Here is a 23,073-nt window from a genome sequence, read left to right on the forward strand (position 1 = left end):
CGCCTTGTGAGGTGTCGCTGGCGGACCAGAATCCTCGAAAGCCATCTCGATCGGCGGGGGTTCGGGGGGCTCGGGCGGCTTGCTCATCGGCAGCCGCACGAGAAGAAAGCCGATGAACAGCGCATGCGCTGCTACCGATGCTCCCAGAGCATAGCGGAAGCGCCGGACATCGGACCGACGGGGACGCAGCAAGGCTGCTTCTCCTCTGGTTACTGGCCCGCGGCGGGCTGCTGGGCAAGCAGCGCCACGTGCGTGAAGCCACCCGAGGTAATCTTCCCCATGATGTCCATCACCTGACCGTAATTGATATGAGCATCGGCACGAACGAAGATGCGATGCTCCTTGTCATTCTGTGCCGCCTGCTGAAGCTGCGCGACCAGTTGGTCGGCCGAGACAGGATCCTCGCCCAGAAAGATGCCGCCATCCGCCTTGATCGACACCGTGATCGGCTTCGTATCGGCGTTGAGCGGACTCGCATCGGTCTTGGGCAGATCCACATTGACGCCGCTCGTCATCATGGGGGCTGTCACCATGAAGATGATGAGCAGCACCAGCATGACGTCCACGAGCGGGGTCACATTGATTTCCGACGCGGGGCGTCGCCTGCGGCCGCGCGCGGGGCCGCCCCCTGCAGACATGCCCATCGGTCTTAGCTCCGCTCTTCCGACTGGCGCGACAGGATCGCGGCAAATTCAGTACCGAAGGCATCCATGCGCTCGGCAAAATGGTCGAGGGCACCGCTCGTCACGTTATAGGCGACATAGGCCGGGATAGCGGTGACGAGACCGATGGCCGTCGCGAAAAGTGCTTCGGAAATACCGGGGGCGACAACGGCCAGATTGGTGTTGTGCATGGCGGCAATCGACCCGAAGGCGTGCATGATACCCCAGACCGTGCCGAACAGCCCGACAAATGGGGCGACCGGGCCGATCGTGGCAAGCGCCACGACGCGGCGGCTGAGACGATCCATTTCGCGTGTCACGGTGATATTGATCGCGCGGTCCACGCGGTCACGCACGCCACCACGGGCCAGGTCGATGCCGGTGATGCGTGCCGAGCGGCGCCATTCGCCCATGGCAGCGCCGAAAACGGCGGCCATCGGATGCAGCGGCTTGGCCCCATCGGAGTCGTAGAGATCTTCCAGACTGCCACCGGACCAGAAACGGTCCTCGAATTCCGTTGCCTCGCGATTGACGCGGCGCATCAGAATAATCTTCTCGATGATCACGGCCCAGACAAAGGCGCTGCACAAGATCAGCCCCAGCATGACCAACTGCACCACAATGGACGCATGAAGGAACAAGTCCAACGGTGACAAACCAGAAGCGGCGGCCCCTAGGTCAGCCGCATTTACCGCTCGATCCAAAAAAACCTCCTGAGGCTTCGTTCTGCGTCACGCCTATACAGTGCAAGCGATACCGGCGCCTATACCGAATCGTTACGCGCAATCGTTCCCGCCGATCCTCAGCTCTGGTTCGATAACGTCATAAGGGAAGCACGCCATCGCGGCGGAATTCGGGCAGGCCGCCCGGAATTCTGCATGATGCACGCCAGCTCGACTGTCAGCGTGGCAGCCTGCATGTCGCCACACGTCACGACCTGACGCAACTGACAACGTGCTGCACCGACAGAATCAATTGTTGTTGTGATCTCGGCCCAGTCATCGAGCCGCAGGGGAGCGTGATACTCTATGCCCAGTTTCGTTACGACAAAGACCAGACCCGTTTCTTCCTGAAGCGCCGAAACGGGCGTTCCTGCCATGCGCAGAGCCTCGGTACGCGCCCGCTCGGCAAAGGCAAGGTAGCGCGCATGATAGACGATGCCGCCTGCATCAGTGTCTTCGTAATAGACGCGAAACCCGATCCTATGCGCCTTCATCGCTCTCTCTCAGCAAATCGAACTGGGCGGCGCTGGCCGAAGCTGGTGCCTTCATGCCCAGATGCGCCCAGCCGCGCTCGCCAAGCATACGCCCGCGCGACGTACGCAGCACCAGCCCCTCCTGAATCAGGTAGGGCTCGATCACGTCCTCAAGCGTGTCGCGCGCTTCGGCCAGCGCGGCAGCCAGGGTTTCCACGCCTACAGGGCCACCGTGATGATGCTCGGCAATACGCAGTAGATAGCGCCGATCCATCGCATCGAGTCCGACCGAATCGACCTCGAGACGTGAAAGCGCGGCGTCCGCCATGTGTCGGGTGATGGCCCGTCCCTCCGGGGCGCCCACAGCGGCAAAATCACGCACTCGTCTCAGCAGACGACCGGCAATACGCGGAGTGCCGCGTGAACGGCGGGCGATCTCCTCGGCCCCCTCTTCCGTCAGATTCATGCCAAGCTTGAGCGCGCCGCGAGAGACGATCGAGCGGAGCTCTTCTGGTGTGTAAAAGACGAGGCGAAGGGGAATACCAAAGCGATCACGCAGCGGCGTGGCAAGCAGCCCCGCGCGCGTCGTCGCGGCTACGAGGGTAAAAGGCGCAAGATCGATACGCACGGAGCGCGCTGCCGGTCCCTCACCGATGATTAAATCGAGCTGGAAATCCTCCATCGCGGGATAGAGCACCTCCTCAATGGCGGGCTGAAGGCGATGGATCTCATCGATGAACAGCACGTCGTTCGGCTGAAGATTGGTGAGAATCGCAGCCAGATCGCCTGCACGTTGAATGACCGGCCCCGAAGTCGCCCGAAACCCGACGCCAAGCTCGCGTGCCACGATCTGCGCGAGCGTGGTCTTGCCAAGTCCGGGCGGCCCATGAAGCAGCACATGGTCGAGCGCCTCGCCACGACTGCGTGCTGCCTGAATGAACACGGAAAGATTCTCACAACTTGCACGCTGGCCCGTGAAATCATCGAGCGTCTGCGGACGCAGGCCATGATCGCTGTCATCCATACGGCGCTCCGGATTGAGCGCGCCGCGATCTGTCTCGCTCATGAACCTGCTCCGTTCGCTTTCTGGCCCAGCGGTCCTCCAGCCCTTTCGAGACAGCGCACATGTCTCATCGCGCCAGATCCTTCAGAGCCAGGCGGATAATCTTGTCGAGTGTCGCGCCCTCATGCTCGACCAGAATCCGGCTCAGAACCGGCCATGCCTCAGCGCGGCGGAACCCGAGCCCTGCCAGAGCCTGAAGAGCATCCGCCTCGACGCTACCGACGGCGGAGCCGGCAATTTTGCCGAGCGGCGTCGCGCCACCGCCGGGCATCTTGCCCACCTTGTTCTTGAGTTCTGTCACGATGCGCTCGGCCAGACGCGCCCCAACGCCGGCCGCGCGGGTCAACATCGCCTTGTCACCGGCGCTGATCGACAGAACCAGATCACCCGGTGTCGAAACGGAGAGAATGGCCAGCGCGACCTTGGCACCCACACCTTGAACCGTCGTCAGCAGGCGGAACCACTCCTGCTCGTCAGAGGTCAGAAACCCGAAAAGCTGGATAGCATCTTCGCGCACCACTGTTTCGATCAGCAGGCGTGTTTTCTCCGGCGCTGCAGGCAGATTGGCCAGTGTCCGGCTTGAAGCGGAGACGAGATAACCCACACCATTCACATCCAGAATGCAGCGGTCTGTTTCCGTACTGACGATAATGCCGGTCAGGAGCCCGATCATGCCATGCGCTTTCCGGCCTGAACGAGGCGCGAGGTCTCACGATGATGCGCGTGACAGATCGCAACCGCGAGCGCGTCCGAGGCGTCAGCCTTGTGAATCACAGCGCCGGGCAGCAGGCGTTTGACCATCATCGTGACCTGCTCCTTTGTGGCAGCACCCGTGCCAACTACCGATTTCTTGACCATCATCGCCCCGTATTCCGCAACGGGAAGGCCCTCATAGGCCGGGGTCAGAAGGGCGACACCACGCGCATAACCCAGCTTGAGCGTCGAAGAGCCGTTTCGATTGACATAGGTTTCTTCAACAGCCGCTTCTGCGGGCTGGTAATCACGTATCAGCTTTTGCAGCGCGCCATGCAGCTCGCACAGACGCAAGGGCACCGATTCGGCCCCATCGGTCGCAATAACGCCCGAGGCCACATGCTGAAGGCGATTGCCTTCGACATCGATCAGACCCCAGCCCATAAATCGTAGGCCGGGGTCAATCCCGAGAAGTCGGATCAAGCAGCCAGTGCCTGGGCGACGTCGTCGGGGATATCGAAATTGGCATAGACGGCTTGGATGTCGTCATTGTCTTCGAGCACATCGATGAGCTTCAGCACCGAACGCGCCTTTTCCTCATCCAGCGTCACCGTATTTTCAGGGCGCCAGTCGAGCTTGGCCGAGCTGGGCTCACCGAAACGCGCCTCGAGCGCATCACGCACGGCGAACAGGCTCTCCATGGCGCAGGTGATTTCGTGCCCGTCTGCCGTCAGCTCGGCATTATCGGCACCCGCTTCGATAGCGGCTTCCAGCATGTCTTCCTCAGACGCTGCGGCGGTCGGGTAGGTCACGACACCGAGACGCTGAAACATGAATGACACCGAGTTGCTCTCGCCCATCGAACCGCCATGCTTGGAGAAGGCGGCGCGCACTTCGCTGGCGGTGCGGTTGCGGTTATCGGTCAGGCCCTCGACGATCACGGCAACGCCAGCCGGGCCATAGCCTCGTAGCGCACTTCGACGTAATCCTCGCCGCCGCCGGCGCCGCTGGCCTTTTTGATGGCACGTTCGACATTGTCTTTGGGCATATTGGCCTCGCGTGCGGCAATCATCGCCGCACGTAGACGAGGGTTCGAGGTGGGGTCAGGCAGGCCCGAGCGGGCCGCGACCGTGATTTCACGCAGGATCTTCGCAAACTGCTTGGCACGCTTGGCGTCCTGCGCACCTTTGCGGTGCATGATGTTCTTGAATTGCGAATGACCGGCCATCAGAGCCTCTCCTCAACCTTGCTTTCTCAGGCCAGACGGCCATGACAATGTTTGAACTTCTTGCCCGACCCGCAGGGGCAGAGCGCGTTGCGCGGCGTTTCCTGCGCATAGCCCTGAGCCTCGGGCACGTTCAGACCGTCGGCTGAAGGCGCCTGAAACAGGCCTGAGGCTGAATGCCGACCTGACGGGGTTCGAGCCCCGCTGCCGAAAACCCTTCGTCATTTGGCGCAAAGATCTGCTGCGCCTCGGTACCGGGGAAGGGGTCGGCTTGCTGCACCACCTCGATACGCGACATGGTGGTGGTCACACGCAGGCGCATGTCATCCAGCATGGCGGTGAAGAGCTGGAAAGCCTCGTGCTTGTATTCGTTCAGCGGGTCACGCTGGCCATAGGCGCGCAGGCCGATGCCCTGACGCAGCTGGTCGAGCGCATGAAGGTGCTCTTTCCACACGGCATCGAACGAGGTCAGCAGGACCTGCTTTTCGATATGACGCATGATGTTCGGGCCGATATTGGCTGAACGTGCCGCCTGTGCCTGACTTGCAGCTTCCTCAGCGCGCTGGATGACCAGAGCCGCATCCATGCCGTCTTCCTTCGACCAGTCACGGATCGGCAGGTTGAGGTTGAGAAGCGACAGCAGATCAGCTTCAAGCGCCTCGCTCTCCCACTGCTCTGCAAAAGCTTTCTCGGGGATGCGTGCATGAACTGCTTCCTCGATGCTCTGCTCACGCAGCTCATGAATGATATCTGACACATCTTCCATCGCCATGTATTCGCGGCGCTGGGCGTAAACTTCCTTACGCTGGTCATTCATCACGTCATCATATTTGAGGACGTTCTTGCGCATGTCGAAATTGCGCGCTTCGACCTTTTTCTGCGCGCGCTCAAGGGCCTTGTTCAGCCAGGGATGGACGATCGCCTCGCCTTCCTTCATACCAAGCTTGGTCCAGAAAGCGCCCATGCGTTCGCCGCCATAGATACGCATCAGATCGTCTTCAAGCGACAGGAAGAAGCGCGAGGCGCCCGGATCGCCCTGACGGCCCGAACGGCCACGCAGCTGGTTGTCGATGCGACGGCTCTCATGACGCTCGGTGCCGATCACGTAAAGGCCGCCGAGTTCCTTGACCTTGCCATGATTGACCGCAATTTCCTCACGCAGACGCAGAATCTCTGCCTCATGGGCCGATTCATCCTCGATTTTTTCGAGGCTCTGGCGGATCAGCATATCGAGATTGCCGCCCAGCTTGATGTCGGTACCGCGTCCGGCCATGTTGGTCGCAATCGTGATGGCGCCCGGCGCACCGGCCTGCGCGACGATCTGCGATTCCATCTCGTGGAAGCGCGCATTCAGCACGCTGTGCGGGACGTTCTTGGCCTTGAGCTGGTTCGAGAGATATTCGCTCTTCTCGATGGAGGTCGTGCCGACCAGAACCGGCTGGCCCGATTTCGAGACTTCCTGGATCAGGTTGGCGACGGCGTCGAATTTCTCGCGTGCCGTGATATAGACCTCGTCATCCGTATCCTTGCGCGCGACAGGGAGATTAGTCGGAATCTCGACCACATCGAGCTTGTAGATTTCGGCAAACTCGTCGGCTTCAGTCATGGCCGTGCCGGTCATGCCAGAGAGCTTGGGGTAAAGGCGGAAATAATTCTGGAAGGTGATCGAGGCCAAAGTCTGGTTTTCAGGCTGGATCTCGACATGTTCCTTTGCTTCGAGCGCCTGATGCAGACCGTCGGAATAGCGACGACCATCCATCATGCGCCCCGTGAACTCGTCGATGATGATGACCTTGCCGCCACGCACGATATATTCGACATCGCGGGCAAAAAGCGTATGGGCGCGCAACGATTGCTGCACATGATGCATGACGGCAATATTATGCACGTCATACAGGCCGCCTTCGTGCAGAACGCCCGCCTCGTGCAGCATCGCCTCGACCTGATCGGAGCCCTGCTCGGTCAGAATGACAGTGCGCAGCTTCTCGTCGCGCTCGAAGGCTTCTTTCGTCTTTACCAGCTCGATTACGACGTCATCGACGGCGCGATACAGATCGGAGCTGTCATCGGCGGGACCGGAAATGATGAGCGGCGTGCGCGCTTCATCGATCAGGATCGAATCCACCTCATCGACGATTGCATGATAGAACGGACGCTGGACCATTTCTTCCAGCGTGTATTTCATGTTGTCGCGCAGATAATCGAAGCCGAACTCGTTATTCGTGCCGTAGGTGATGTCAGAGCCATAGGCTGCACGACGTTCATCATCCGACAGATTGGGCACGATCACGCCGGTGGTCAGGCCGAGGAAGCTGTAAAGCCTGCTCATTTCCTCGGCGTCACGCTTCGCCAGATAGTCATTGACCGTGACGACATGCACGCCCTTGCCCGCCAGCGCACTCAGATAGACGGCCAGGGTCGCGACGAGAGTCTTGCCCTCACCCGTGCGCATTTCGGCGATACGACCGGAATGCAGCACCATGCCGCCCACGAGCTGCACATCGAAATGCCGCATGCCAAGCACGCGTCGCGACGCCTCGCGACAGACGGCAAAGGCCTCAGGCATGATCTTGTCGAGGCTCTCGCCCCCGGCAATACGCCCCTTGAATTCCCGTGTCTTTGCGCGCAGCGCCTCATCGTCGAGCGCCTTGGCGGCAGGCTCAAGCGCGTTGATTTCAGGCAGGCGCTTCTGATAGCCCTTCAGCGAGCGATCATTGGCGGTGCCGAACACGGCGCGGGCGATACGAGCGAACATGACTGTCCTTCTGGCGACCAGGTCCGAAACAGGCGGACCGCAAACTGAGAGGCGGATTATCCCGACCCGCACGTACCGGGTTGTTCCGAAGCCGAAAGCGTCGGAAGCCGGAATACGGCGAAAGCGCAGCGCACCCGCAAAAGCAGGATCAGGATCGTCCACGCGGGAAATGAGATAAGGCGCCCCCATGCCCCGGTCAACCGAGCCCTCTGCCTTCTCGGCAACTGAAGGGGCCGCAATGCGCAATTTCTTCATGAAGCGTGCCATCAAAACACGGCATCTGTCCCCAAGCGGCTTGCCGCGAGGTAAAGCCTGCGCCATGCTGGTGTAAGTTCCACGAGTTTTTCGAGGTTATTTCTCCATGCGGCTTATCCGCCCGGCTCTTTTCTGCGCTGCTCTCCTCTCCGGCACGACTTTGGTGGCCCCGTCCTTTGCGGCCCCTGCTCCTGCTGCTCCGGCGAATGCGGCCCCGGCCGCCGCTCCGGCTGCCCCTGCCGACGCCAACCCGCTGATCGCTTCGGTCAACGGCCAGAAGATCTATCTGGATGACGTCAAGAAGGCGGCAGCAGGCTTGCCGCCTCAGGCACGCCAGCTGCCGCCGAACACGCTGGTCAATATCCTGCTGAACCAGATTGTCAGCCAGAAGGCCATCCAGATCGACGCGCTGAAGGAAGGCCTCGACAAGAAGCCCGACGTAAAGGCCCAGATGCAGGAAGCTGCCGATAACGCGCTGCAGAATGCCTATCTGCAGGAGAAGGTCGCACCGCTGGTGACGGAAGACGCCATCAAGCAGGCCTATCAGGCAAACTACGCTTCCAAGAAAGGTGAGCAGGAAATTCATGCCCGCCACATCCTGGTTGCCGACGAAGCCACGGCCAAGGACGTCATCAAGCAGCTGAACCACGGCGCGAAGTTTGAAGACCTCGCCAAGAAGCTCTCGACCGACAAGGGCTCGGGCGCGAGCGGTGGTGATCTCGGCTGGTTCAAGAAAGACGACATGCTGCCGGAATTCTCCAAGGCCGCTTTCGCCATGAAGCCGAACACGATCAGCCAGACCCCGGTCAAGACCCAGTATGGCTGGCATGTCATTCAGGTTCTGGCTACGCGCGAGGCACCTGTGCCGCCGCTCGAGCAGGTTCATGACGAAATCCGTCAGCAGCTGATCCGCGACAACGTGCGCGATATCGTCAAGGCTGCTCAGGACAAGGTCAAGATCGTTCGTTACGACGCACAGGGCAAGCCGCTTCCCGACGCGCCCGCAGCCCCTGCTATTGCTCCCAAGAAGTAAGCGCTAACGCTCACTTTTTACTCAGAAATCCGGTCTTTTCGCCTCATTGCGGGGCGAGGGGCTGGACCTGAGCCCCGAGCCGTGCATCCTCCTTCCGACGTTCCCAGTTCGGAGGCAGATCATGGCCAAAGCCCTTCCCATCTCCCCCCTCGCCCAGCCTTTGCCGCGCCTCGAGCCGGTTGCAGGCGTGCGGCTTGGCGCTGTCGCCGCGCAGATCCGCTACAAGGATCGAACCGATCTCATGATGATGGAGTTCGAGCCCGGCACAACGGCAGCAGGCGTTTTCACACGCAGTAAATGCCCCGGTGCGCCAATCGACTGGAGCCGCGCCGCTCTGGCCCAGGGCACCGCTCGCGCCTTGGTCGTCAATTCCGGCAATGCCAATGTCTTCACAGGTCGCGCTGGCGTTCTGGCCACGCAGATCTCTGCTGCCGCTGCTGCACGCACGGTCCATTGTGCCGCCACGGAGGTCTTTCTCGCCTCGACGGGGGTGATTGGTGAGCCGCTCGATGCCGAACGCATCAGCGATGCCATGCCCGGGCTGTATGACGTCCTCGCCCCTGACGGGTGGGAAGATGCTGCACGCGCCATCATGACCACGGACACCTTCCCGAAGGCCGCGACACGCAAGGTCGAAATTGCCGGCAACGCCGTGACCATCCAGGGCATTGCCAAGGGCAGCGGCATGATTGCCCCCGACATGGCCACCATGCTCGGTTTTGTCGTGACCGATGCCGCCATCTCGCATGACGTGCTTCAAGCCATGCTGCACGTCGGCACGGACCACAGCTTCAACGCCATTACCGTCGACTCCGACACGTCGACATCTGACATGGTGCTGGTCTTCGCGACGGGCAAAGCGGGCAATCCGCCGGTCACCTCGCTGGCCGACCCTGCTCTCGTTGCCTTCCGTGAAGCCCTTGAGTCGCTACTGCTCGAACTCGCCCTGATGGTGGTTCGTGACGGCGAGGGCGCCTCGAAGCTCTTTACGGTGCGCGTCAACGGTGCTGTCTCCGACGAATCCGCCAAGAAGATCGCTCTCGCCATAGGCAACTCGCCCTTGGTGAAGACAGCTATCGCAGGCGAAGATGCCAATTGGGGCCGCGTCGTGATGGCTGTTGGCAAAAGCGGCGAACCCGCCAACCGTGACACGCTTTCGGTCGCCATCGGCGGCACATGGATCGCGAGACAGGGTACGGTGGTCGAAGGCTATGACGAGGCACCGGTCGTCGCTCATATGAAAGGTCAGGAAATCGAGATCCAGATCGATCTGGGCCTCGCGAATGGCCACGCGCAGATCTGGAGCTGTGACCTCACCCACGGCTATATCGACATCAACGGCTCCTACCGGAGCTGATGGCTCCCATGACCGGCCTTCACGGGCCGGTCGCCCGTCCCTTTTGCAGGGCACGCCCCCTTCTCGATAATAGTTTTCTCCTGCCTGACCATACCTTGCACCCGGGCGCATTCAGATTTAGTACCCTGCTCGTCCATTATTGATCGTCAGAGCGCTATCAGCGTCTGGACGGACGCCGCGATTGCACCCACATTATGTCGATAGCTCTCGCAGCTACTGCAAAACGCAATCAGATCAGCATCGTATACGCGCCCGAACGACGCTGAGGAGGAACAGGCATGGCAAATGCATTTCGCGTGGTCATCATTGGTGGCGGCGTTGCTGGTATGGAAACGGCAATGACCCTCGGTCGTGGGCGTCATCGCCTGATCGAAACCACGCTGATCGACAAAGGTGCCGTGCATTACTGGAAACCCATGCTGCATGAATTTGCTGCGGGCACCGGCCAGGAATCGCGGGATTGTACGACCTTCCTCGAAGCGAGTCGTCGTTTCGGTTTCCGGTTCATCCAGAGTTCGCTGAGCAGCGTCGATCGCGAGAAGCATGAGATCCGCCTCGCGAATGATGAGATCGTTCCCTACGACATGCTGATCGTGTCGCTCGGCTCGCGGTCCAATGATTTCGGCATCGAAGGCGTGATGGCCAATTGCACCTTCATCGACTCCCTGCCCGATGCCAGCATTTTCCATGAGAAGTTCCGCGCTGCTTTCCGTGATGCTGCTGCGGCCAATCGCAAACTCGATGTCGGTATTGTCGGTGGCGGCGCCACAGGCACACAATTGGCCGCCGAATTGTGCAGCGCCATCGACCTCGCCCCCGGCTATGGCAAGGAAGCCAGAAAGAACGTTCTCAGCCTCTCTCTGATCGAGACCGGAAAGCGCATCCTGCCCGCCTTCCCCGAGCGCGTTTCCAATGACGCCCGCAAGCAGCTCGAGGCCCTCGGCGTCAGCGTTCTGACTGAGGCGATGGTGACCTCGGTGGACGGAGAAGGCTTCCACCTCAAGGATGGCCGCGTCGTCCCCGCCGAATTGCGGGTCTGGGCCGCGGGCGTGCGGGCCAGTGCCGCGACCGAACTGTTCGACGGGCTCGACATCGCCCGCGGCGGACAAATCGTGGTCAATCATCACATGCAATCGACTCGCGACACCTCGATTTTCGCCCTCGGTGATTGCGCCCGCATCAATGACGCCCCTCTGCCTGCCACGGCGCAGGTGGCCAGACAGCAGGGCATTTATCTTGGCCGCGCCATTCCGGTTATCGCCCAGGGGCGCGAGCCCTCGACATTTGTTTACCGCGACCGTGGTGCCGTAGTCTCGCTGGGTGATTATAATGGCTGGGGCATGGTCGGCTCCTCGACGAGTTTTGGAGGCGGTCTTCTGCGTGGGCTTGCACCGCGATGGCTGCATGATCTGATCTTCCGTCAACATCAGATCGGCGTCATGGGTCTCGCACGTGGAACGGCGGCTTTCCTCAAGGCGCATCTGATGCCGACCCGCCCACGTCTGGACCAGTAACCTTCGATCAGCGATAGCCGAGCATCATGCCCCTGCAGCGTTCTCAAGCCCTCCCCCCAGCCGAATCGGCGCGCCTCGACACCATGGTCGCCACGCTTCAGGATAAAGGGTTCGCCTTTGAGCGCAGCAAGGAAATGCGCTCTTTCCTCGAAGCCTTCGGGTTTCAGGATTGGGAGAATTTTGCGGAGAGCTGGAACCGCCTCGGATTGGATCGCTACATGGCCGATGGCGGGCGATACCGTAAGAGGCGTTACGCCACCTACGCGCTGACGGGTGGACGCATCGAACGCAAACGCCACCAGCCGCATTACCAGAGCCGCGATTACAATCTTCTCAATGGCGGGATCGAACGCTGGTTCGGCCCTATAGAAGATGCCATCGCCACGCATCCCGTCATGTTGTCCATCCTCAACGCCGCGCATCTTCTGGCGCTACGCATGACCCCAGCCTCGACCCAGCCCGATAGCTGGCATGCAGAAATCCATCAGTTTCGTATCGAGCGCAGGCCGGTAATAACGGGCGCCCCACCCCTGAAGGCATGCATCGCGACGGGGTCGATTGGGTGTTCGTGCTGATGGTCAATCGCGAGAACGTGGCTTCGGGCGTGACGTCGATTCATAACGATCATCGTGAAGAAATTGGTGCTTTTACCCTCGAATCCCCGCTCGATACCGCACTCGTCGATGATCATCGCGTCTATCATGGCGTGACGCCTGTCGAGCCGATCGATCCTGCACGTCCCGCCTATCGTGACGTACTGGTCGTCACGCTGCGACATGCCTAAAAGAGCGCAAGAGGCGACTCGATCACGAGTCGCCCGAAGAGCGCGCCAATCCTGAAAGTGAAAGAAATCCTGATGCGTTTTGGTCTTGCTGTGGCGGGTATCGCGCTCATGGGGCTCGTCGCACCCGCGAGCCTCGCCAGAACGCATCGCGCTGCGACGGATACCGCGCAGGCAAAGGACGAATCGGGACCGCGCCCCGTCGTGCTGAGCGCGCAACCCGGTACCAATCTCGATCAGGTCGCCCGGCAGCTCAACAGCGCGGACCTGGCCGATGCCGCCAAGCACAACGACAATCCGGTTGTTCTCGTCGCCTCTGCGCCACTTTCTTCCGATCGCAGTGACATGGCCCTATTCGTACAGCTACAATCAGCGCGGCTCTGCGGCTCCGCAGCTGCTCGAGCTCGGTTTATCTGCGCCATAAGGTGGATGGAAGCTGGTTCTGGATTCAGTCAGCGGGGCTATCTCGGTCTTGCCGAGCCGCCATAACGGCATGCATGATCTGTTGATCGACAAGAATGATCGTTGGACCTGGAACGGCGCGAGCTATCAGGACGGCGCTCCAGCCCCCGCAGCTTCTTCCGCTCCGAAAAAGAAAGCGCCCGCAGCGCCCAAGAAGAACCTTCTTCGCGGCTGACCGATTTCACGTTTTCGAGGGACTTTGGAGCGGGTGAAGGGAATCGAACCCTCGTATGCAGCTTGGGAAGCTGCCGTTCTACCATTGAACTACACCCGCACGACAGTTCTTCTATCGCAGCTTGTGCCACGATGCAATCACGGGGCTTCGGTTGACGAAGCGGGCTGGCTTTGCGCATAGTTCTGCCGTCACTACTCGTAAGAGAGTGTCCCTCGCGATTTGAAAGGCCGGATTGCGGCGAGGCTAAACAACAGCGCTAAAGAGGCCCGGGATGTCCTGCATCCCAGGTTTTCCACGGCCAGAATCGCACCGCTCATACAGGTGCATTTTGGAGCGTTTTCCATGACAGACACATCTTACGGCCCGTCGACCAAGCTGCTGCATCAGGATGTCAGCCGCACCGAACACGGCGAGACGAGCGAGGCGATCTTTCTGACCTCAGGCTTCGTCTATGACAGCGCAGAGCAGGCAGCCGCCACCTTCACGGGCGATGTCGCGCATTATCAATATTCACGTTTCGGCAACCCTACTACCGATGCCCTGCAAAACCGACTGGCCCTGCTTGAAGGGGCTGAAGCCTGCATCGTGACGGCGAGTGGTATGGGCGCGGTTTCCTCGGCGCTGCTCGCCCATCTCAAACAGGGCGATCGCGTCGTCGCATCCCGCGCCTGTTCGGCTCCTGCTACTGGATCGTGACAACCCTCCTGCCGAAATACGGCATCGAGACCGTTCTGGTCGATGGCGATGACTGGGCGGGCTGGGAAGCCGCCCTCTCCCAGCCGACTGGCGCTGTGCTGATCGAGAGCCCCTCCAACCCGATGCTCGATATTCTCGACATCGAGCGCATTGCCACTCTGGCGCACAAGGCCGGCGCATTACTGATGGTCGATAACGTTTTTGCTTCGCCCGTCGGCCAGAAGCCGCTCGCGCTAGGCGCTGACGTGGTGCTTTATTCCTGCACGAAGCATATCGACGGTCAGGGCCGCGTGCTCGGCGGGGCTGTGCTCGGTCGCAAACAGTGGATTGAGGAAACGCTTCAGCCCTACACCCGCAATACCGGCAATGCACTCTCGCCTTTCAACGCCTGGGTATTGCTCAAGGGAATCGAAACCCTGCCTTTGCGGGTCAACGCTATGGCCGGAAATGCGAGTGCGGTAGCGCATTTCCTCGAAAACGCGTCTGGTATTGCCCGCGTCTCCTACCCGGGTCTGGCCTCGCACCCGCAACGCGCCATCGTCGAGAAACAGATGAGCAATGGCGGCTCGCTCGTGGCCTTCGAGGTAGAGGGCGGCAAGGAAGCGGCTTTCCGTTTCCTGAACGCGTTCAAGCTGATCGCCATTTCTAACAATCTCGGTGACGCGCGTTCTCTGGCGACACATCCGGCAACGACGACGCACTCCAAGGTCGACGCGGAGGAACGCGCGCGGCTCGGAATCACAGATGGCGCCATTCGCCTATCAGTCGGACTTGAAGACAGCGAGGATCTGATTGCCGATCTCGCGCGAGGCCTTGCAGCGCTCAAAGGCTGATTGCTTTTAGCGTCTTCATAAGCCTACAAGGCGGGCATGTCGCATAAGCCCGCCCCTCCCCGCCTTGTAGCAGACCCGGAAACGAGTCTTGCCGAAGCCATGGATGCCGCCCCCCGCTACGAAGCGGTAACCAAAGACATCACGATCTCCGTGCGCACGTTCTGGCTCGAGGATCAATCCCAGCCTGAAGACCATCATTATGCCTGGGCCTATCATATCCGCATCGAGAACGGCGGTGATGAGACGGTCCAGCTTCTGAGCCGTTCATGGGAGATTACAGACGGTCGCGGCAAGACAGACCATGTTCACGGCGAGGGCGTCGTCGGCGAACAGCCGATCCTAGTGGCAAACGAGGCCTTTGAATATACCTCTGGCGCCGCCCTGCCCACGCCTTGCGGCTTCATGCGTGGATTTTTTCACATGATTATCCCCGCAACGTCAGAACGTTTCGAGGCTACTGTCCCTGCTTTCAGTCTGGATAGTCCTCATCGTCTTGGTCTTGTGCACTGACGACGATACGCCCTCTTCCTTCGAGTTTCGCCTTGTAAAGAGCCTGATCGGCGCGCTCCAGCGCATCGGCCCAGACTTCATCCGCCCGTGTGCGGGCCACACCAGCACTGCACCCGATCGACAGCGGGCCGACCTTGGTCTCGAACGGCACATCGCTCAGCCCCGCCAGCAGGCTCGCAATACGTGCCTGCGCTTCGGCGAACTCTCCCTGCACGACAATCAGAAACTCCTCACCGCCATGACGGCCGATGATTTCTTCTTGCCGTTTCGCCTGTATGAGGCGTGCACCGATGCCTGCCAGAACCTCGTCACCTATCGCATGACCAAAACTGTCATTGATGGATTTGAAATAATCGACATCGAACAGCGCGAGGGTCGCCGAGCGCATGACTCCAGTATCATCGGGACGTGACAGTTTCTCGAGTAGCCGCGTAACGCTGGCCTCGGCTGTACGCCGATTCATGAGCTTCGTGAGGCCGTCCTGTCGGGCCTGCTGCTCGAGCGCCGACTGGGCTGCCCGCATTTCCGTCGTGCGCTCATCGACAAGGGCTTCAAGACGACGCTGACGTTTCATCAGATAGCGGAAGCGCAGCTTGTTAAGTATATAGGGCAGCAAAATGATCGACAGCGTATAAAGAAGGATAAACGGCCACGCGCTCCACCAGGGTCGCAGCATGCGTATTTCAAGTATAATAGGCTCGGAAACGAGATTCCGGTTGTCGTTCAAGGCCTGAACAATAAGTCTTGAATGTCCGGGCGGCACGAAATTGTACCGGATTTCGCCCGTTGTCGTCGTAATCCAGTTCTGATCCACCCCCTCGAGACGATAACGAAAATAGGTTGTAGAAGAGAGCGCCGTATTGAGCGAACCGAGTGTGACCATAAGAGGATCGCGCGTGTACGGCACCGCTTTTTCAGGCAGCATTTTTTCGCCCAGCATCACTTTCACGAAGGCTGGGCGGAGGTTCTGTTTCAGAAACAGATGCTCAGGGTGCATCAGATGTGAGACACCGCGGGACGTGGTGATCCAGATCGTCCCATCCCTGTCCTCGGATAGACCTTGCTGGTTAATATTGGCCGAGATTAAACCGTCGTCCTTGGTCACCCGGACCCATTGATGTCCGTCAAAACCCGCTAGACCATTTTCAGTTCCGACCCAGAGACGTTTCCCAGAGTCCCAAAGTAGGCTGAAAACAATTTGAGAACCAATAGAAAAGGAGGCGATTTGCTCTATCTTAGCAACGCGATTGCCATCCAATGTAAGGTGTAGAAGCCCGTTGCGCGCCCGTATTCCTCCGATCCACAAATCGCTCGGAGATGTAAAGGTCATAACTAGCGGGTTAAAATCAGCGGAATTCGGCCAATGCTCGACAACGGGGATCCATCGCCCTTCATCGGATTTTCGATATAGGATATTCGCTTCTACAGCCCAAGGAGTCCCATCCTCCCTCAAAGTAACCGCTGTGGAAGGCGAGGTGAGACGCTACCTAGCACATCTTCTGCGACGTGCGGCGGCGTCGCCACGCCTGAAGCTAGAGACAACAATCCGTCGTCCGACGCGATCCACAAGGTGTCCAATTGACGAGAAAAGGCGAGACCTGTCACGCGTTCGATCGGCAGACGTCGATCACATTTCAGTCTCGAAATTTCATATCTACAACGAAGCAACGTGGCGTCGTCGACCGGAGCCCAAAATGCTCCCTGTCCGTCGCTTTGCCCAAAGAAGAAATTTCCGTCGCCGAGTTTCTCACCCAACTCGTACCCCGAAAGCGAGTATATACCCTGGCTTGTGAAAACGACATGACTGCTTCCTGTTGGAAGGACAGACCACACAGATCGAATGTCCTGCGGCTCGAGGTTCTCCCAGTCGCCCCAGCCTATCAGCTTGTCCAACTCGACAAGATCCTGCGCAGTCCAAAGCTGCTTGTCCATATCTACGAACGCGAAGGTAATTTCCTGCTCACGGCTTAGCTCATGATTCAGGAAGCTCCAATGATCACCGTCAAAGGAACGCAGCCAATTTCCATCAAAGAAAACCGTTGCGTCTGCAGAGCCCGTTGCGAAAATTGATCGCTCTCCACGATCTGCGACGCTGAAAGCCCAATCCATTCTAGACTGAGAGAGGTTCCCTTGATTATCAGTAGAAATCAAACGCTTCTCAAGGAGAATGCACAAGTTCCGTACCGTACCTCGATTAGGGCAAATCGAGAAGATTTTTGACTGCTTGGCGAAGAAAACTACATTTCCTGTCAAATCTTGGATAACCGGCGCGTTCTTCGGAATAATGAGGACACGATCACGAGCCTGATAGATCGTTGCGTTCTGTGTGCCAGGAACAACTTGCACGGCGCATGAGAGGCTGGAAACTAAAAGTTCACATTTACGCAGTCCAGAACGATCCTGAATAAAAACCTGCCCATTATCTACAAATATTCCTAATATTCTACCTGAATGGTCCAGAGAGAAAATATTAAAAGACAAGGTTGTCGGAGAGCGACGTGCAGATGTAGCAGCGGTCGCGAGGCCCAAATTATACCCATCCGAGATAAGCATTCTGCCATCAGGCATCAGCCTCATCATCACTACACCGTTGTCGGCAGAGAATACGCCGTCAAGGTGCAGGCGATAAAATCGGGCCCCTGAGAAAAAGTACACGCCTCTCATCGTAGAGAGATAGATATATCCTTGGCTGTCCTGAGAGAGGTCAAAGACATACGAGTTATCTATGCCGTTCCGCAGGGTAAAATGCTCCATTCCCAAAGCGAGGTCGTTCGACCAAGCAGGAAGAGCAGTTCTAACGGCCGTTACAAGCACAGCGGTGCCAATAAGGCATGCAACACACAGGGCATGACAAAGGGAAGCCAGCACGCCAGTAACGCTGACACCCTTGTCATCAATGTCGACGGCTTGAGATATCAGGGCCTAATCCTCGTCACACCGATGTTGCGAGCCAAGGAGCACTCTACGTTACCTCATCTCCATGGTCGTTAAAATCCTACCATATTAACCAATTTGCGCGATGCAGTTACCAGCAATACCGCAAGGATCGACATTCGAGCCCTTGGCTGGACGGGGGCCAGTGAGAGCGATACGTCCTTCATCGTTCTTCACGCCATGGACCGAGGCTGCGTTGGCGGGGACTACCTGGCTGGCGGCGGCAACGGAGCCGGCGAAGACGAGAACAGAAAGTGCGCGTGAAACAACTGTGAAAATGCCCATGGTAACGTTCCTCTTGTGAAAGCAAGCGTTAGTGCTTGAACAAGAAATGAAACATTATTGTACTTGTGTCTCGCATAGTTATCGAATGACGCCATGTAAGAGCCATGGCGATTGTCGCGATAATATATTTCATAAATATTAGATATTATTTTTGGTATTTCTTTATTTACGATTATGATATTGAATATTTTGTAAAATGTTATATTTTCTTGTGGTTATATTATTGTTAAATCTCGTTACTGTTTGCATTTAATGATAAATTAACTGACTACTCAGACATCTTCAGGCAGAGCCCTCCTCCGGTCAGGCAAGGCTCTGCGCCGTATTGGCTACACCAATCCGCCCACGTTATGGGTCACAACGAATTTGGTTTGAAATAACGTCTCGAATGCTAGAATGTCACATTCATCCTGGGACTTCTCGTGTTGTGCAGCAAAGAGGCTTCACGCGAAACACGCCCGGGCTTTCTGGTCTAAGGTCTTCCCACATGAGTCATGGTTCTCCTTCCGCTCCAGGCGACGCGAAAGTTCCGCTGGTAGGAAAAATGATGCTCGCCGCGATTCTGGCCGCTGTGGCCGGATTGATGTTCGGGCTCGATATCGGTGTGATTTCTGGCGCACTCGGCTTCATAACGAAGGAATTCAACGCGAGCGTTCCCGCTCAGGAATGGATCGTCTCCTCAATGATGGTGGGCGCTGCCATCGGCGCACTCTGCGCCGGGCGGCTGTCCTATTCGATTGGCCGCAAACGCGCGCTAGTTCTCAGCGCGGCGCTTTTCATGATTGGCGCCCTGTGCTGCGTTGGCGCCAGTTCGGCTACGATGCTCATCGTCGCTCGTGCCATTCTCGGCCTGGCTATCGGCATCGCGAGCTTCGTGGCACCGCTCTATATTTCCGAAGTGGCAGACGAACAGCATCGCGGAAGCCTGATCTCGGTCTATCAGCTCATGATCACGATCGGCATTCTTCTGGCTTTCGTGTCGGACGCCATTTTTGCCTATCGTGGCGCTTGGCGCTGGATGCTCGGCATCGTCGCCGTTCCTGGCGCCTTCTTCCTGATCGGGTCGCTCTTTCTGCCTGACAGCCCACGCTGGCTGATGCTGCGCGGCCGTCACGACGAAGCGCTAGAAACGCTGACCGCTCTGCGTCCGTCGCGCGAAGAAGCCGTGCGCGAGATCGGAGATATTCAGGAGGGCCTGAAGCAGAAGCAGCGCGGCTTCTCGATGTTCCTCGAAAATCCGAACTTCCGCCGCTCGGTAATGCTGGGCATCGGTCTCCAGATCGTGCAGCAGCTCACCGGCATCAACGTCGTCATGTATTACGCTCCGCGCATTTTCGAAGTCGCCGGGTTCGGTCAGGACGGCCAGATGTGGGGTACGGCCATCGTCGGCCTCGTCAACATGCTCGCCACCTTCATTGCCATAGGCTTTGTCGATCGCTGGGGCCGTCGCCCGATGTTGATCGCCGGCTTCATCATCATGGCCATCGGCATGGGCGCTCTCGCGGTTCTGCTCTCGCTCGGACAGGATTCGAGCACGCTGATGCATTATCTCTCCGTGGCCGTGCTGCTGCTCTTCATCACCGGTTTCGCCTTCTCGGCTGGCCCGCTGATCTGGGTGCTCTGCGCCGAAGTTCAGCCGCTTCAGGGTCGCGATTTCGGCATCGCCTGCTCGACCTTCACCAACTGGATTGCCAATATGGCGGTCGGCTCGACCTTCCTAACACTTCTTGGTGCCCTTGGCCCCTCGCACACGTTCTGGCTTTATGCCGCACTGAACGCCGTGTTCATTCTGGTAACGCTTGCCTTCGTGCCCGAGACGCGCGGCGTTACGCTTGAATCGCTCGAGCACAAGCTCAACCAGGGTGTCAGGCTTCGCGATATCGGCCGCTGACCGCCGACTGAAACGACCTGTTTCAAAGTTGAGGCCCCGCAGTTTCTGCGGGGCTTTTTCTTCGCTTGACGTTCAGGTGACAAATCCGCATTCCCTGAACACCATGCGTATTGCTGCCATCCTCCTCGCCGCCGGTTCCGGTCGCCGCTTCGCTGATGCCAGCGCCGCCGCCACTGCCGGCCTCGCCGCCATGCCGAAGCAGTATATGCTGCTCGGTGGCAAGACCGTCATTCGTCACGCTGCCGAGGCGCTGCGCGACCATGTGACCCTCATCCAGCCGGTCGGAGACGATCCTCTGCTCCTGCAGGCGCTCGACGGACTGTATACCCTCCCGCCTGTTACTGGCGGCCGGGAACGTCAGGACAGCGTCCGTGCCGGGCTGGAAGCCCTGGCCCGCCTCCCCGAGCCACCCGATCTGGTGCTGGTGCATGACGGGGCCCGCCCCTATGTCCCTGCAGCGGTCGTGCGCAACGTCCTGAAGGCTCTCGAGCAGCACCCCGGAGCCATTCCGGCTGTAGCTGTCGCTGACACACTCAAGCGCGGCCGTGACGGTCTGGTGGACACAACGGTTTGTCGCGAATCGCTTTGGCGTGCGCAGACGCCGCAAGGCTTCCATTTCCCGCTTCTGCTGGATCTGCATCGCACCCATCAAGGCCGGTGACGGATGATGCTGCCCTGCTCGAAGCAGCGGGCCACCCCGTCGCTTTGGTTCAGGGTGCCGAAGACAATATCAAACTGACCCTACCGGAGGATCTCGTGCGTCTGGAACGACTGCTCGGCTCAACCCCACTCCCGCGCACCGGACTGGGCTATGACGTTCACGCCTTCGAGGCGGGTCGCCCGCTGATCCTCTGTGGCATCACCATTCCCCATGATCGCGGCCTCGCCGGGCATTCGGACGCCGATGTCGGCATTCATACGCTATGCGACGCAATCTATGGCGCACTGGCGGAAGGCGATATCGGACGCCATTTTCCGCCAACCGATAACGAGTGGAAAGATATGGATTCGGCCCGTTTCCTGATCCACGCTGGCGAGCGTATCCGTCAGCGCGGCGGCATGCTGATCAACGCCGATGTGACGCTCATCTGCGAGCGCCCGAAGATCGGCCCTCATGCACAAGCCATGCGCGAACGCCTTGCCGTCCTGCTTCAGGTCGACGTCGAACGGATTTCGGTCAAGGCCACCACGTCTGAGCGTCTGGGCTTTACCGGGCGTGAAGAAGGTATTGCAGCGACTGCGGTAGCGACTGTTCTTGTGCCCTGAAAAAGACGTTCCGCAGGATCGCCGGAATATAAAAAAAGCCCGGCTTTCACCGGGCTTTTTTAATCTCTGCCATGTGCATGAAACAGGCAATCGGAGCCGCCCCCAGGCATCGCCAGAGTCTGACGGGACACCGATCTGACCGGCCTCAGCCCCTGATAGCGCAGATCACAACGATCACTGGTGTTGCCGCGAGCAGGAGCCAGACATTCTGAACGCAGCGCGCCACGAAATGCGCCGAGCGCACTTTGAAGGGAATGCGGCGGATGAGAGATTCTGCCGAGATATTGTCTTCGATTACGGAATGAATACGAGACGACATTGGCTACCCTTACACGATTTCTTCTGATTACCAGACCAGATTTAAGACCACCACAGTGGTCGGTCCAGTAACCAATAGTCACCTAATGTGATGACTGGATCGATTGCCGATCTAGGCCGCAATCATGGCGAAATCATGCCTCGTTTGACGCTTTTTCATGCGCAAGGGTAACAAAGTCCAGAGCAGCGCCTATGTCGCTGGCGTTGCGTTCCATCTCCTGGATAAGCGCGTCGTCCTCACCCCACTGGGCCATCTGATGACGCTCCTCGACACTCGCCATGGCGCAGGCCGATACGAGGTCGATCCAGCCTTCAGCCAGACCGATCGCCAGAATGAGACTCCCGGTTGCCGGGGCGCAGACCGCCACACAGGTCAGGGCAGCGTCATCGAGCCTGCCGAGCGCAGCAGCATAGGCGTCCTGCACCTCGATCCCTGCGTTATGTGGCAGGAGACTTCTCGTGATCGGGGGCCGTACTCCATGGTGGGCCTCGAACAGGTCGAGAGCCGGATCGAAGAGTACATCCTGCTCGCGTCCGAGCGCGCCCGTCGCGCGATAACAGAGCAGGTCGCTCTCTCCATAGGCCATAAGCCCGCCGATGATCTGCTCCCGATCAGGGGCGATCCGTTCGATCTGTGTGCCTGCCATCTGCGTCAGGGGAAGATCGCTGGTCCTGAAGGCCGCACCGGGCGTAATGGCGCGCCACTCCTCCGCGATGCGCTCGGCCAGCGCCCTCGACGGCACGATCAGCGGATTTCCTCCCGGCAGACGGAAGGAGCGCCCGTCCAGGCGTACCTCGTGACCCGATGGCACGTCACTCGGCACGACATGGACCTCTTTCCAGAAGCGTTTGATCGTCTGGCTCAATGCAGCAATCCCAGCCCATGAAGGAGTTCGGCAGCCTTGTTGTGCTTCTTGCGTTCGGGCGCGGCCTCACCCGCCAGATTCTCGCGCGCGGCCTCAAGCACGCTCGGGCAGGCATCGGGCTCGCTGCCGCCGATTGTCACCTCGAAGCGACCACCGGAATTCGCCTCCTGCTGAGCCTTGGGCGCCTCGAGCGTTCCGGTCACCAGAACAGAAGTAGAAGCCCCGGTGCCAGCGATGCCGATGCGCGGCAGAAGATGCAGATTGAGGGTCTGATTCACCAGCCCGTAGCTGCCATGACCCGAAA

The 23,073-nt window shown here is 59.1% G+C and carries 18 protein-coding genes, 1 tRNA gene, 6 pseudogenes and 1 riboswitch; of the genes and pseudogenes, 9 read left to right on the forward strand and 16 right to left on the reverse strand.

Annotation, left to right across the window (positions count from 1 at the left end; translation table 11 throughout):
* The 9 genes and pseudogenes from JCM25414_RS20810 to secA all read right to left on the reverse strand — a co-directional run.
* Nucleotides 1-192 (reverse strand): annotated as a pseudogene (locus JCM25414_RS20810) (energy transducer TonB); the annotation flags it as partial.
* Nucleotides 193-209: 17 nt separating this feature from the next.
* Nucleotides 210-644, reverse strand: a complete 435-nt coding sequence (gene tolR, locus JCM25414_RS14465; RefSeq protein WP_025842099.1) for a protein TolR — start codon at nt 642-644, stop codon at nt 210-212.
* Nucleotides 645-649: 5 nt separating this feature from the next.
* Nucleotides 650-1,318 (reverse strand): protein TolQ, encoded by a 669-nt coding sequence (gene tolQ / locus JCM25414_RS14470; RefSeq protein WP_408734895.1) that lies wholly within the window; start codon nt 1,316-1,318, stop codon nt 650-652.
* A 146-nt stretch (nt 1,319-1,464) separates the two neighbouring features.
* Complete coding sequence (ybgC, locus tag JCM25414_RS14475) at nt 1,465-1,878, reverse strand: tol-pal system-associated acyl-CoA thioesterase (protein ID WP_025842101.1); 414 nt, start codon at nt 1,876-1,878, stop codon at nt 1,465-1,467.
* On the reverse strand, nt 1,865-2,923 hold the full coding sequence (gene ruvB / locus JCM25414_RS14480; RefSeq protein WP_025842102.1) for a Holliday junction branch migration DNA helicase RuvB: 1,059 nt from the start codon (nt 2,921-2,923) through the stop codon (nt 1,865-1,867). Before ruvB ends, ybgC begins: the two co-directional genes overlap by 14 nt.
* Before the next feature lie 64 nt (nt 2,924-2,987).
* A complete protein-coding gene (ruvA, locus tag JCM25414_RS14485; protein WP_025842103.1) occupies nt 2,988-3,593 on the reverse strand; it encodes a Holliday junction branch migration protein RuvA in 606 nt (201 codons plus the stop codon).
* Nucleotides 3,590-4,096: a crossover junction endodeoxyribonuclease RuvC gene (gene ruvC / locus JCM25414_RS14490; RefSeq protein ID WP_025823960.1), complete on the reverse strand. Its 507-nt coding sequence runs from the start codon at nt 4,094-4,096 to the stop codon at nt 3,590-3,592. Before ruvC ends, ruvA begins: the two co-directional genes overlap by 4 nt.
* A pseudogene (locus JCM25414_RS20815) lies at nt 4,093-4,841 on the reverse strand (YebC/PmpR family DNA-binding transcriptional regulator). The gene ruvC and the pseudogene JCM25414_RS20815 overlap by 4 nt, the downstream one beginning before the upstream one ends.
* 26 nt (nt 4,842-4,867) lie before the next feature.
* Nucleotides 4,868-7,593: pseudogene (gene secA, locus JCM25414_RS20820) on the reverse strand (preprotein translocase subunit SecA).
* A 361-nt stretch (nt 7,594-7,954) separates the two neighbouring features.
* Between secA and JCM25414_RS14505 the strand changes: the two are divergent.
* The 5 genes and pseudogenes from JCM25414_RS14505 (at nt 7,955) to JCM25414_RS20830 (ending at nt 13,022) form a co-directional block, all read left to right on the forward strand.
* Complete coding sequence (locus JCM25414_RS14505) at nt 7,955-8,881, forward strand: peptidylprolyl isomerase (RefSeq protein ID WP_025842104.1); 927 nt, start codon at nt 7,955-7,957, stop codon at nt 8,879-8,881.
* Nucleotides 8,882-9,002: 121 nt separating this feature from the next.
* Nucleotides 9,003-10,238, forward strand: coding sequence for a bifunctional glutamate N-acetyltransferase/amino-acid acetyltransferase ArgJ (argJ, locus tag JCM25414_RS14510; RefSeq protein WP_025842105.1), 1,236 nt, complete (start codon nt 9,003-9,005; stop codon nt 10,236-10,238).
* A 278-nt stretch (nt 10,239-10,516) separates the two neighbouring features.
* Nucleotides 10,517-11,752 (forward strand): NAD(P)/FAD-dependent oxidoreductase, encoded by a 1,236-nt coding sequence (locus JCM25414_RS14520; protein ID WP_025842106.1) that lies wholly within the window; start codon nt 10,517-10,519, stop codon nt 11,750-11,752.
* An 83-nt stretch (nt 11,753-11,835) separates the two neighbouring features.
* Nucleotides 11,836-12,536: pseudogene (locus JCM25414_RS20825) on the forward strand (2OG-Fe dioxygenase family protein).
* A 72-nt stretch (nt 12,537-12,608) separates the two neighbouring features.
* Complete coding sequence (locus JCM25414_RS20830) at nt 12,609-13,022, forward strand: hypothetical protein (protein ID WP_242403625.1); 414 nt, start codon at nt 12,609-12,611, stop codon at nt 13,020-13,022.
* A gap of 173 nt (nt 13,023-13,195) precedes the next feature.
* Here JCM25414_RS20830 and JCM25414_RS14535 read toward each other — a convergent pair.
* A tRNA-Gly gene (locus tag JCM25414_RS14535) sits at nt 13,196-13,269 on the reverse strand.
* Nucleotides 13,270-13,371: 102 nt separating this feature from the next.
* A riboswitch (SAM riboswitch) is annotated at nt 13,372-13,451 on the forward strand.
* A 61-nt stretch (nt 13,452-13,512) separates the two neighbouring features.
* On the opposite strand from JCM25414_RS14535, the pseudogene metZ reads away from it, so the two are divergent.
* Both metZ and apaG read left to right on the forward strand, forming a co-directional pair.
* Nucleotides 13,513-14,699 (forward strand): annotated as a pseudogene (metZ, locus tag JCM25414_RS20835) (O-succinylhomoserine sulfhydrylase).
* Nucleotides 14,700-14,735: 36 nt separating this feature from the next.
* Entirely contained in the window at nt 14,736-15,209 is a 474-nt protein-coding gene (gene apaG / locus JCM25414_RS14545) for a Co2+/Mg2+ efflux protein ApaG (RefSeq protein WP_025842107.1), read from the forward strand.
* On the opposite strand, the gene JCM25414_RS14550 is transcribed toward apaG, so the two are convergent.
* The 3 genes from JCM25414_RS14550 to JCM25414_RS14560 form a co-directional block, all read right to left on the reverse strand.
* The gene (locus tag JCM25414_RS14550; RefSeq protein WP_159101786.1) at nt 15,169-16,467 is read right to left on the reverse strand and encodes a ligand-binding sensor domain-containing diguanylate cyclase; all 1,299 of its coding nucleotides are present in this window, start codon (nt 16,465-16,467) and stop codon (nt 15,169-15,171) included. The genes apaG and JCM25414_RS14550 overlap by 41 nt on opposite strands.
* Nucleotides 16,468-16,658: 191 nt before the next feature.
* Complete coding sequence (locus JCM25414_RS14555; protein WP_025842109.1) at nt 16,659-17,963, reverse strand: hypothetical protein; 1,305 nt, start codon at nt 17,961-17,963, stop codon at nt 16,659-16,661.
* Between the two features lie 249 nt (nt 17,964-18,212).
* Nucleotides 18,213-18,428 carry a hypothetical protein gene (locus JCM25414_RS14560; protein WP_025842110.1) on the reverse strand — a complete coding sequence of 72 codons (216 nt, stop codon included), beginning with the start codon at nt 18,426-18,428 and terminating at the stop codon, nt 18,213-18,215.
* Between the two features lie 487 nt (nt 18,429-18,915).
* On the opposite strand from JCM25414_RS14560, the gene JCM25414_RS14565 reads away from it, so the two are divergent.
* On the forward strand, nt 18,916-20,319 hold the full coding sequence (locus tag JCM25414_RS14565; RefSeq protein ID WP_025842111.1) for a sugar porter family MFS transporter: 1,404 nt from the start codon (nt 18,916-18,918) through the stop codon (nt 20,317-20,319).
* A 103-nt stretch (nt 20,320-20,422) separates the two neighbouring features.
* Nucleotides 20,423-21,585 (forward strand): annotated as a pseudogene (ispF, locus tag JCM25414_RS25485) (2-C-methyl-D-erythritol 2,4-cyclodiphosphate synthase).
* Nucleotides 21,586-21,730: 145 nt separating this feature from the next.
* On the opposite strand, the gene JCM25414_RS23465 reads toward ispF, so the two are convergent.
* The 3 genes from JCM25414_RS23465 to JCM25414_RS14585 form a co-directional block, all read right to left on the reverse strand.
* A complete protein-coding gene (locus JCM25414_RS23465; RefSeq protein ID WP_159101788.1) occupies nt 21,731-21,904 on the reverse strand; it encodes a hypothetical protein in 174 nt (57 codons plus the stop codon).
* 133 nt (nt 21,905-22,037) lie between these two features.
* On the reverse strand, nt 22,038-22,769 hold the full coding sequence (locus JCM25414_RS14580) for an ATP12 family protein (RefSeq protein ID WP_025842112.1): 732 nt from the start codon (nt 22,767-22,769) through the stop codon (nt 22,038-22,040).
* Nucleotides 22,766-23,047, reverse strand: a complete 282-nt coding sequence (locus JCM25414_RS14585) for a hypothetical protein (protein ID WP_025842113.1) — start codon at nt 23,045-23,047, stop codon at nt 22,766-22,768. The genes JCM25414_RS14580 and JCM25414_RS14585 overlap by 4 nt, the downstream gene beginning before the upstream one ends.
* Nucleotides 23,048-23,073: the final 26 nt, after the last annotated feature.

Origin of the sequence: Asaia platycodi JCM 25414 (genome assembly GCF_000614545.1) — a bacterium.
Taxonomy (GTDB): Bacteria; Pseudomonadota; Alphaproteobacteria; order Acetobacterales; family Acetobacteraceae; genus Asaia; species Asaia platycodi.

Bases quoted from the DNA above. Each gene is read 5' to 3' on its own strand.
- JCM25414_RS20830 (WP_242403625.1), top strand. From the start codon at position 12,609: ATGCGTTTTGGTCTTGCTGTGGCGGGTATCGCGCTCATGGGGCTCGTC.
- apaG (WP_025842107.1), top strand. From the start codon at position 14,736: ATGTCGCATAAGCCCGCCCCTCCCCGCCTTGTAGCAGACCCGGAAACG.
- JCM25414_RS14520 (WP_025842106.1), top strand. From the start codon at position 10,517: ATGGCAAATGCATTTCGCGTGGTCATCATTGGTGGCGGCGTTGCTGGT.
- JCM25414_RS23465 (WP_159101788.1), bottom strand. From the start codon at position 21,904: ATGTCGTCTCGTATTCATTCCGTAATCGAAGACAATATCTCGGCAGAA.
- ruvA (WP_025842103.1), bottom strand. From the start codon at position 3,593: ATGATCGGGCTCCTGACCGGCATTATCGTCAGTACGGAAACAGACCGC.
- JCM25414_RS14555 (WP_025842109.1), bottom strand. From the start codon at position 17,963: ATGGAGCATTTTACCCTGCGGAACGGCATAGATAACTCGTATGTCTTT.
- ybgC (WP_025842101.1), bottom strand. From the start codon at position 1,878: ATGAAGGCGCATAGGATCGGGTTTCGCGTCTATTACGAAGACACTGAT.
- argJ (WP_025842105.1), top strand. From the start codon at position 9,003: ATGGCCAAAGCCCTTCCCATCTCCCCCCTCGCCCAGCCTTTGCCGCGC.
- ruvB (WP_025842102.1), bottom strand. From the start codon at position 2,923: ATGAGCGAGACAGATCGCGGCGCGCTCAATCCGGAGCGCCGTATGGAT.
- tolR (WP_025842099.1), bottom strand. From the start codon at position 644: ATGGGCATGTCTGCAGGGGGCGGCCCCGCGCGCGGCCGCAGGCGACGC.
- JCM25414_RS14565 (WP_025842111.1), top strand. From the start codon at position 18,916: ATGAGTCATGGTTCTCCTTCCGCTCCAGGCGACGCGAAAGTTCCGCTG.
- JCM25414_RS14505 (WP_025842104.1), top strand. From the start codon at position 7,955: ATGCGGCTTATCCGCCCGGCTCTTTTCTGCGCTGCTCTCCTCTCCGGC.
- JCM25414_RS14560 (WP_025842110.1), bottom strand. From the start codon at position 18,428: ATGGGCATTTTCACAGTTGTTTCACGCGCACTTTCTGTTCTCGTCTTC.